Here is an 8,749-nt window from a genome sequence, read left to right as displayed (position 1 = left end):
ATTTCCCAGGCATTACTCACCCGTCCGCCGCTCGCCGGCAAAAGTAGCAAGCTACTTTCCCGCTGCCGCTCGACTTGCATGTGTTAGGCCTGCCGCCAGCGTTCAATCTGAGCCATGATCAAACTCTTCAATTTAAGTTTGGTTGCTTCGAAAAGCGGCTCAATGAATTGCTGAATTAACTGCTGCAACTAAAAGTTGCTTTGGTCACTTCATCAGACATTGAAAATCAAAAATTGTTTTTTGATGCTCGATGCTGTGAGTGCCCACACAGATTGCTTGATTCAAATTGTTAAAGAGCAGGGTCTGAAACTATAACCCTCACCAGCTTGCTTTGCAAGGTGGACCATACACGCACTGCGCCGTGCTGATGGAGGCGCATTATAGGGATATGATTCTCGCTGACAAGCGAAAACTACGTGTTTATTTGAAAAAGACGTTCAGGTGTTTAATCAACAACCAATCAGACTAAAAAGCCGTCAACGATTCATCTAAATGAGCCCGCACACCTTCTCTATCACTACCAATCGGTACCCGTTTTCGCCACATCAAGATCTACATGCCAGCCACGCCAGGCATACAAAAATGAAAAGGGCCCCTCGGGGCCCTTCATATCACGCTGCTATAGATCAGATGGAGAAACTTGAACCGCAACCGCAGGTCGTCGTGGCGTTGGGGTTGGTCACGGTGAAACGGGAACCTTCCAGGCCTTCGGTGTAATCCACGCTGCCGCCGACCAGGTATTGCAGGCTCATGGGATCGATCACCATGGTGACGCCGCTCTTCTCGACCACGGTATCGCCATCATTGATTTTCTCGTCAAACGTGAAACCGTACTGGAAACCGGAGCAGCCCCCCCCAGTGATGTAGACCCGCAACTTGAGTTCGGGATTCTCTTCTTCGGTGATCAAGGTCTTTACCTTGTTGGCTGCCGCATCCGTCATCTGGATGGGCAAGGGGGCTTCTGCTACTGCACTCATTGCTGACCTCACAACCGTTACATCCACAAACATGGAAACCGCGAAATTATCCAATACCCGACCATTTAGTTCAAGTATTCACCACTCTCTTACTGTGCTGCCGGCAAGGGGGCTGGTTGAGCGACCAGAGGCTTGAGCACCTCGTTCCACTCGGCCACCAGCTCCTGGGCCGGTTGCCGACCCTCCTTCGGGATGAGGATTCTCACCCTGTCCGGGATGAAGCCTGAGGGAAGCTGCCAATTGCCCTCCAAGAGCTGGAAATATCGCAACGCGTAGCGTCCCTCCCCCACCTTCATGCCAAGATCCCGGCCACTGAGGATCCTGGGCTTGTCAGCCAGACTGCCTTCGAGCCGGATCTGCACCTGCCCCCGAAACAGCTCCCGCTTCTTGGCGGGTTGTGTGAGCGCCAGACGATAGTGGTAGCGACCCGGCACACTCGTCTCCTGCAATGTTAGATTGTCGATGGATACCCCCACCTGTTCGCCGGTGGGACGCATGATGCGTTCGAAGAAGGCGAGCTGACGCTTCTGCTCCTGTACCTGGGCTTCCTGATCCTTGAGCGTCTGCTGAAGTTGCTCGAAGGCGGCCTTCTGGGTCGCCAGCAGGGTCTCCCTGACGCCGAGATCCGTCTTCAGTTGTGCAATGGCCTTGCTCTGACGCTCCAACGTCTCTTGCTGCACCGTCACCAGGCTGCTCTGAGCCAGCTCCTGTCTGTTCCCGACGACATAACCGATACATGCCCCCACAGCCAGCACCACCAATAACTTCACGATTTGGGACATAAGGCCTCTTCTATATGCCGACATCAACACGGCCGGTTTCTTTTCACTATACGCGACCATGCCGGATTGATACGGATAAACAAAGAGTTAACCGGTCGCGATGCTGCTTTCACCCCGGTTTTGACGCGCAGCAAGCCGTAAAGTTCGCTCCAGGATCTGGGAATAGATGGGACGCCCCCCCAACCATTGCGCCACCAGGGTTGCCCCTATGGTGGTGATCATCATGGGCAGGATCAGCTGATAGTTGTCGGTCATCTCGGTCACCAGCACGATGCCGGTGATGGGGGCACGCACGGTGGCGGCGAAAAGCGCCCCCATGCCGGCGATGGCAAAGGCGCCCGGTTCGATGCCGAGATCGGGAAATGCAGAGTGGAACAGGTGACCAAAGATCACCCCGAACAGGGTGCCCAGCGCCAGGGTCGGCGCAAAGACACCACCAGGGGCCCCCGAGCAAAAGCAGATGAGGGTACCCACCAGTCGCACCGAGAAGATGATGAAGAGCGTCGCCATCGCATAGTCTCCCCCCGTCAGATGCGGGATGAGCTCGATTCCCCCTCCAGTGACCGAAGGGGCGAACAGCGACAGCATGCCAAAGGTTCCAGCCACCCCCATGCCGATGATGACGAAGCGGTGGCGCTTGTTCTGATGCAATGCCAGGTAACCATCCTGACAGGCGAGCACCAGCTTGTTGAAGACGAACCCCAGCACACCAAAGCAGCCCCCCATGAAAAGAAACAGCCAGAGCGCCTTCAAGGCCGGAGCGTCGTAGTGAGGCAGCATGATGACGGGGGATTGCCCTTTCATGTTCTGCAGCATCAGGGTCGCCATGACGGCCGAAATCCCGACCGCCTTGATGGCGAGGAAGGAGTAGCGAAATTGCGGTCGCATCTCTTCCATGACAAACAGTATCCCTGCCAGCGGGGCATTGAAGGCCGCAGCGAGACCACCCGCCGCACCGGCAGCCAGCAGGGCATGGCCATGCTCCTTGGGCAACCGGAAGATATCCGCCACCATCTTGCCGAGGTTGCCCCCTATCTGCACCGAGGGCCCCTCCCGCCCCAGCACCATGCCGGAACTCAGGGTACAGACCCCGCCAAAAAACTTCACCGGCAACACCCGCCACCAGCGTACCGGGCGCAGGTCGTCCATGGCCCCTTCAATTTCCGGGATACCGGATCCCCCCGCCTCGGGGGCAAAGGCATGAGTGAGGAAATAGCCGACCAACCCCAGCAGGGCGCTGAAACCAAAGCCGAGCAGGCCAAGCTGCCACCAGGGGCGATCGGCCAGCAAGTCGACACGCTGCTGGGCCAGCCAGTGAACGCAAGACTCGAACAATCCGCACACCAGGCCTGCCAGCAGGCCGACCAGGGCCGCCAACAGGAGCACCAGCAGCGGCATCTTGTCCCGCCGTATCAGGCGCTGCAAGACTGGAGGACGACGCAGCGAGGCCGCGTCGGCGGAAGGAATGGCTTGTTGCTCCATGGATAATCACGCTCATCTAACGAGGACCAGACACACCTCGGCCTCGGCTGCCCAGCTCTGGGCCTTTCTGCTATAGTCGGCCCGTTTCATGTATCACGGGCGAGAGTCCGGGGCGAGAGCGCAAAGCATACTCCTCCCGCCATCCCCTGCCGAGCCGCAATCGGCAGCCTGCGCCCGGGTAACGACCAAAATCCCATTAAGGATGATCCATGTCAAAATCAGATCAGCTGTTTGAACAGGCCCGCCAGACCATTCCCGGTGGCGTCAACTCACCGGTCCGCGCCTTCAACGGGGTCGGCGGTACACCCCGCTTCATCGATCACGCCGATGGCGCCTACCTCTATGACGTGGACGGCCAGGCCTATGTGGATTACATCGGTTCCTGGGGCCCCATGCTGCTCGGTCACAACCACCCGGCCATCAAGGCCGCTGTCATCAAGGCGGTGGAGAAGGGACTGAGCTACGGTGCCCCGACCGAAATCGAAGTGCTGATGGCCGAGAAGGTGCGCCAGATCGTCCCCTCCATGGAGCAGGTGCGGATGGTCAACTCCGGCACCGAGGCGACCATGAGCGCCATCCGGCTGGCCCGCGGCTATACCGGTCGCGACAAGATCGTCAAGTTTGAAGGCTGCTACCACGGCCACGCCGACTCCCTGCTGGTCAAGGCCGGCTCAGGCGCCCTCACCCTGGGTCAGCCCAACAGCCCGGGCGTACCGGCCGATTTCGCCAAACACACGCTCACCTGTGTCTTTAACGATCTGGACTCGGTGCGCGAAGCCTTTACCCAGTACGGCAGCGAGATCGCCTGCATCATCGTCGAGCCGGTCGCAGGCAACATGAACTGCATCCCGCCGGTGCCCGGCTTCCTAGAAGGGCTGCGCGCCATTTGTGACGAGTTCGGCGCCCTGCTGATCCTGGACGAGGTGATGACGGGTTTTCGCGTCTCCCTGCGTGGTGCCCAGGGCCACTACAACATCGACCCGGATCTCACCACCCTCGGCAAGATCATCGGTGCCGGCATGCCGGTGGGCGCCTTCGGCGGCAAGAAGAAGGTGATGCAGCACATCGCCCCGACCGGCCCCGTCTATCAGGCTGGTACCCTCTCCGGCAACCCGGTGGCCATGGCCGCCGGCCTCACCATGCTGGATCTGCTGCTGGAGCCGGGCCTCTATGAGCAGCTGAGCGCCAAGACCGCCCGTGTCGCCGAAGGGCTCAAAGCCGCCGCCGCCAGGCACGGCATCCCGCTTGCCATCAACTACGTGGGCGGCATGTTCGGCTTCTTCTTCACCGACGAGCCCGAGATCACCCGCTACGAGCAGGTGACCCGCTGCGACATGGAACGCTTCAAGCGCTTCTACCATCTGATGCTGGAAGAGGGTGTCTATCTGGCACCGAGCGCCTACGAGGCGGGCTTCCTGTCGCTTGCCCACGGGGACAAGGAGATTGAACACACCCTGGCGGCCGCCGAGCGCAGCTTCGCCAAGCTGGCTGGCTGACAAGCCGCAAGATGTGCAGAGGGCCCCGATGGGGCCCTTTTTTGTTTGCTCGCACCGACAAGGCACCGTAGTGGTGCATCTTTAAGTCCCTCACCGGAACCTTGCCACCTGCTGGTGCGCCGCGCCGTACACGGGCTGTCATAAATCAGGCCCACAATTTGCAGGTCCCTGCTTCAGGAGCCCATTGGACCGAGGTGTATATGGCAGAGATGAGCCCCATCGATGTGCTGCGGCGCTATCAGGAGTACGAAACCGAGCTGGCCCCCCTGCTGTTGGGGCTGCTCACCCTCCCCGAGGCGTCTCTCAAGACCTATGCCTTCGTCGAGGAGGTAAAGAGCCTGGCCCCCCAGATCAGGCCAGCCATACTGGCGCCCGTTCCGGCGGCCCAGGGGCAGCTGCGCCTGCTGGTGCAGGGCCATGGCCGGGAGCTGGAGATCAACCTGCACCAGCTGATCGCCTGGCTGATGGGGGACAGGGAGCGGCGGCGCGCCATTCCCTGGTTCAGGGCCGTCTACGTCGTCCTGAGTCTGGCCCTGTTTCTCATCGTCGGCACCCTCATCTGGCACGGGCTGGAACAGCTCTATCTGCTCCTGTGCGGCACCCAGCAGAACCGGCTGGGGGCCTTCAGCGCCATCATCTTCCTCACGCTCGCCCTGGCGGTGTTCGATCTCGGCAAGACCATCCTCGAAGAGGAGGTGCTACTGCATAAGGACATCTTCCGCCACAGCGCCATCCGGCGCACCATTACCCGCTTTATCGCCGCCATCCTGATCGCGGTCTCCATCGAGGGGTTGCTGCTGCTGTTCAAGGGATCCCTCGGCCAGAGCGAACTGCTCTGGCCTGCGGTGGGGGTGATGGGCTGCGCCGTGGGGTTGCTGCTGGCGCTGGGGCTCTATGTGTTTCTCGGTGCCAGGGCGGAAGCCGCACTGGTCGCCTCCAGCCAGCAGACCGCTCACTCGGAGGGGGCTGCCAGAGGCATCAGAAGCCGCGCCAGGACCGGGCGAGCGGGATGACATACCAACGCGGGGCGCCCGTGCAGGCGGGCCTCACCGACGCCAGCTAGCTCGTCGCCTCTGCCAGCGCGGGCGCTGGCTGTCGCCGTGCCGCCCGCCAGGAGGCGTACATGGTCCAGGAGGTATAGATGACGATGAAGGCCACCAGCCATTTGAGCATCTCCATCTCCATGGATTTGACCAGCATGGCCGCCAGCACCACGCCGATGGGGCCGAAGATGGCCACCGCCAGCACGGCCCGCGCATCGAAAGCCCCCTTGCGAATGAAGGTCCCCGCCGAGAAGACGCTGAGCACGGCGGTGGATCCCATCATGATGGGGAAGGCCACCAGCGGGTTCATGCCGAGCAGATAGACCAGGGTCATGCAGGGGGCGAACAGGCCGATACCGACGTTCATCAGAGCTCCGAACAGGAAGTTGCCGGCAAGGGCGATCCCCAGCTTGTAACCGCTCAGCCCCATGGCCTCGCCACCGAGGGGGAAGAGCCCGAGCAGACCGGCAAAGATGAGACCGGCGACCACCAGCAGGGAGACCGCCATGACCAGCCGGATGGTCTGGCGATCAAAGGAGGCCACGTAACGGGCGCCCCAGGCCGCACCGGCCGCCGCAGCCGCCATCATGCTGATGAGGGTGACGGGATCCATGTTGACCACGCCGATGAAGATGAGAGCCTGGGTCACGGTCGGCAGTACGCACTGGCCGTTGAGGGTACCGAGCAGCAGCCGATCATCGATCAGCCTGAACTGCTTGTAGCAGGCGGTCTTCACCGCAAAGCTCCCCACCCCCAGGGTATCGAGAAAATTGGCCACAAAGCCGATGGCCGCAACCGGCCAGAAAGGGGTGGCTTCGAGCTGGCCATGACGCCATTTGTGCCACCAGGCACGGACCAGCATAAAGAGAAAGACCAGGGCACAACCGATAAACAAGAGACGCAGAAAAGTGACAAGCATGGGGAGACCTCCAACAACGGGCGGCGATTCTAAGGCAGCGGAGGGAAAAAATCCTGGCCAGGATCATGAGACGACGGGTGCAAACGTTTGGCCGCGACTATTTTGGCTGGCAGAACCCGAATGGGGCTATCCATACTGGTTGGGAGGGCGACAGCCCGGGCTCATCGGGCGTAGTCCTGGTCATTTCGCGACGACCACAGCACCGGTGAGGCGTAAACGAAAGAAGGCGGGGTGACCCGCCTTCTTTTTTCATTCTCCGTCAGGCAATCCAGCGTGGCAGCCGGGAAGCCAGGCGGTCGATCAGGCGATCCGACACGGGAGTGAGCAACAGCAGCGGCAGGCAGATCAGGGAGAGGCAAAGAGCGCCCACATAGACGTCCGTCATCCAGTGCGCACCAGCCAGGATGCGGGGCGCAGAAAACAGGGGCACCATCACCACCGCAATCACCCCGGCCCAGCGCGGCAGATAGCGCAGGGCAAAACCGGCGAAGATCATCAGGAAGAGGGCGTGATCACCGGGGAAGCTGTCACCGGCGGAGTCCTTGGTGGGAATCGCACTGATCTCGGTCAGGCGCAGAGCCCCGTCCACCATCAAGGTGGGGCTGGGACGGCTGACCGGCAACAGATGCCCGAGCTGATTGATCACCAGGGCCCCCAGCAGCATCACTACCCCCATGGCCACCAGACGACGGCGCTCCTGTCCGTCGGCACGGAAGAAGCAACCGGCGAGGATCCCGCCCATGCAGGCCAGCGCGGCCAGATCGAACAGGCGGTTGTTGGTGATGGCCACCAGATCGGCCCAACGGGGGGAGTGGCCAATCCAGCCATTGACCAGCTGGAAGAGGGCGAGATCCCACCCATCCCAGGGGCCGTGCTCAGGCAGGGCGCCCCAACTGAAGGCGATGAGGCCCCCGGCCAGATAGAAAGGAATGAACTTGCTCATGCCGACGTGTCCTTCGAAAAACGCTCATTCTAGGCCAGCCGCAAGATGACTTGCATCACAAAAGTGTAAGAATTCGTGTAACAAAGGTATTCCATCGGCTCTTCTTTTGGCGCCGCCGACCGGGTGGACAAGCGCGTCCCCTCCTTGGCTCTCCCACCGGTTGCGGCTAGTATGGGCGCTCCCTTCGTTCAGGATGATGATGATGCGCAGCTACCTTCGCATGATGTTGTTTGCCCTCGGTTTGCTGGCAGGTGTACAGATCCCCGGGCTGGTCGATCTCTACTTCCAGCGGCTGGATGCCCGGCTGCAGCAGGCTGGTCTGGCACTGGCCCCCTTCCAGCGCACGGCGGACCAGCACTTCAATGGCGATCTGCAGGCGCTGGTCGCCCATTACGGTGCCAGCCAGGATCCCGTCTTCACCCAGGATGCCACCAGCCTCCAGCAACTGGTGAACCAGCAGCAGCACCTTCAGGGGGAGATCGCCGTGCGGGAGAGTCCCTGGTACCAGCAGCTCTCCCACCTGTTGCTGCGCGCCGATCCCGCCCTCTGGCAGGATACCCTTCACAACTACGGCTATGTGGTCCCCCTCAAACAGGCCGCCATTTTCTGCGGCGTGGCGGCGGGTCTGCTGGCCTCCCTGGCGGGGGATCTGCTGCTCGGCCTCCTGCTGCTGCCATTTCGCTCCCGCCAGCGCATCCCCCGTCACGGCCTGCGCTGATCCCCTCTCACTGCCAACCGGGGTGCCCGCCCCGGTTGGCGGCTACTCGAAGGGTTCGAGATAGGTTTCTATGGCCTTCTTCAGCCAAGCCAGCACCTTGCCGTGATGGGCGTTCTCCGACAGATAGACTCCGTAATCGCGCCACTGCAGGCTGAACTTGTGCTTCAGGGTCAGCAGCTCTCCCAGGCGCAGCTGGCTCTGGATAAGGGGTGAAGGCAGCACCGCCCAGCCCAGACCATCCAGCCAGGGTGAGAGCGTGAACATTTTGTTAAATTTCACCCAGTTTTTTGAGACCCGCATTGAGTACCGTTTCCAGATATTCACTGCTCATTCCTGCGATTTTTTGCTTCCGTCTTACGCTCGCCTTGCGTGAAGTCTCGGCCCTGAGC

General features: G+C 61.0%; 8 protein-coding genes, 1 rRNA gene and 2 pseudogenes. 3 read left to right on the top strand and 8 right to left on the bottom strand.

Annotated features, from left to right (window positions below; genetic code table 11):
• The 4 genes from MUW49_RS15440 to clcA all read right to left on the bottom strand — a co-directional run.
• Positions 1-134 (bottom strand): 16S ribosomal RNA (locus MUW49_RS15440); the annotation flags it as partial.
• Positions 135-626: 492 nt separating this feature from the next.
• Complete coding sequence (gene erpA / locus MUW49_RS15435; RefSeq protein ID WP_010675554.1) at positions 627-977, bottom strand: iron-sulfur cluster insertion protein ErpA; 351 nt, start codon at positions 975-977, stop codon at positions 627-629.
• 89 nt (positions 978-1,066) lie between these two features.
• Positions 1,067-1,759 carry a DUF6776 family protein gene (locus MUW49_RS15430; protein ID WP_069784194.1) on the bottom strand — a complete coding sequence of 231 codons (693 nt, stop codon included), beginning with the start codon at positions 1,757-1,759 and terminating at the stop codon, positions 1,067-1,069.
• A gap of 87 nt (positions 1,760-1,846) precedes the next feature.
• Positions 1,847-3,241 carry a H(+)/Cl(-) exchange transporter ClcA gene (gene clcA / locus MUW49_RS15425; protein WP_039040862.1) on the bottom strand — a complete coding sequence of 465 codons (1,395 nt, stop codon included), beginning with the start codon at positions 3,239-3,241 and terminating at the stop codon, positions 1,847-1,849.
• A 209-nt stretch (positions 3,242-3,450) separates the two neighbouring features.
• Here clcA and hemL point away from each other — a divergent pair, with 209 nt between their 5' ends.
• On the top strand, positions 3,451-4,737 hold the full coding sequence (gene hemL, locus MUW49_RS15420; protein ID WP_010675557.1) for a glutamate-1-semialdehyde 2,1-aminomutase: 1,287 nt from the start codon (positions 3,451-3,453) through the stop codon (positions 4,735-4,737).
• A gap of 200 nt (positions 4,738-4,937) precedes the next feature.
• Positions 4,938-5,750 (top strand): hypothetical protein, encoded by an 813-nt coding sequence (locus MUW49_RS15415; protein WP_244812935.1) that lies wholly within the window; start codon positions 4,938-4,940, stop codon positions 5,748-5,750.
• 46 nt (positions 5,751-5,796) lie between these two features.
• On the opposite strand, the gene MUW49_RS15410 is transcribed toward MUW49_RS15415, so the two are convergent.
• The gene (locus tag MUW49_RS15410; RefSeq protein ID WP_244812934.1) at positions 5,797-6,699 is read right to left on the bottom strand and encodes a sulfite exporter TauE/SafE family protein; all 903 of its coding nucleotides are present in this window, start codon (positions 6,697-6,699) and stop codon (positions 5,797-5,799) included.
• Positions 6,700-6,958: 259 nt separating this feature from the next.
• Positions 6,959-7,642 (bottom strand): phosphatase PAP2 family protein, encoded by a 684-nt coding sequence (locus MUW49_RS15405; RefSeq protein WP_244812933.1) that lies wholly within the window; start codon positions 7,640-7,642, stop codon positions 6,959-6,961.
• Between the two features lie 202 nt (positions 7,643-7,844).
• Here MUW49_RS15405 and MUW49_RS15400 point away from each other — a divergent pair, with 202 nt between their 5' ends.
• Positions 7,845-8,360, top strand: a complete 516-nt coding sequence (locus MUW49_RS15400) for a DUF2937 family protein (protein WP_052815230.1) — start codon at positions 7,845-7,847, stop codon at positions 8,358-8,360.
• A gap of 42 nt (positions 8,361-8,402) precedes the next feature.
• On the opposite strand, the pseudogene MUW49_RS15395 reads toward MUW49_RS15400, so the two are convergent.
• Together MUW49_RS15395 and MUW49_RS15390 are read right to left on the bottom strand one after the other, a co-directional pair.
• Positions 8,403-8,603: pseudogene (locus tag MUW49_RS15395) on the bottom strand (LysR family transcriptional regulator); the annotation flags it as partial.
• Positions 8,604-8,628: 25 nt separating this feature from the next.
• A pseudogene (locus tag MUW49_RS15390) lies at positions 8,629-8,749 on the bottom strand (ISAs1 family transposase); the annotation flags it as partial.

The sequence above is a fragment of the Aeromonas sp. LsrichE-8G genome, assembly GCF_022869435.1.
Taxonomy (GTDB): domain Bacteria; phylum Pseudomonadota; class Gammaproteobacteria; order Enterobacterales; family Aeromonadaceae; genus Aeromonas; species Aeromonas caviae.
This window is presented reverse-complemented; position numbering and strand designations above follow the sequence as displayed.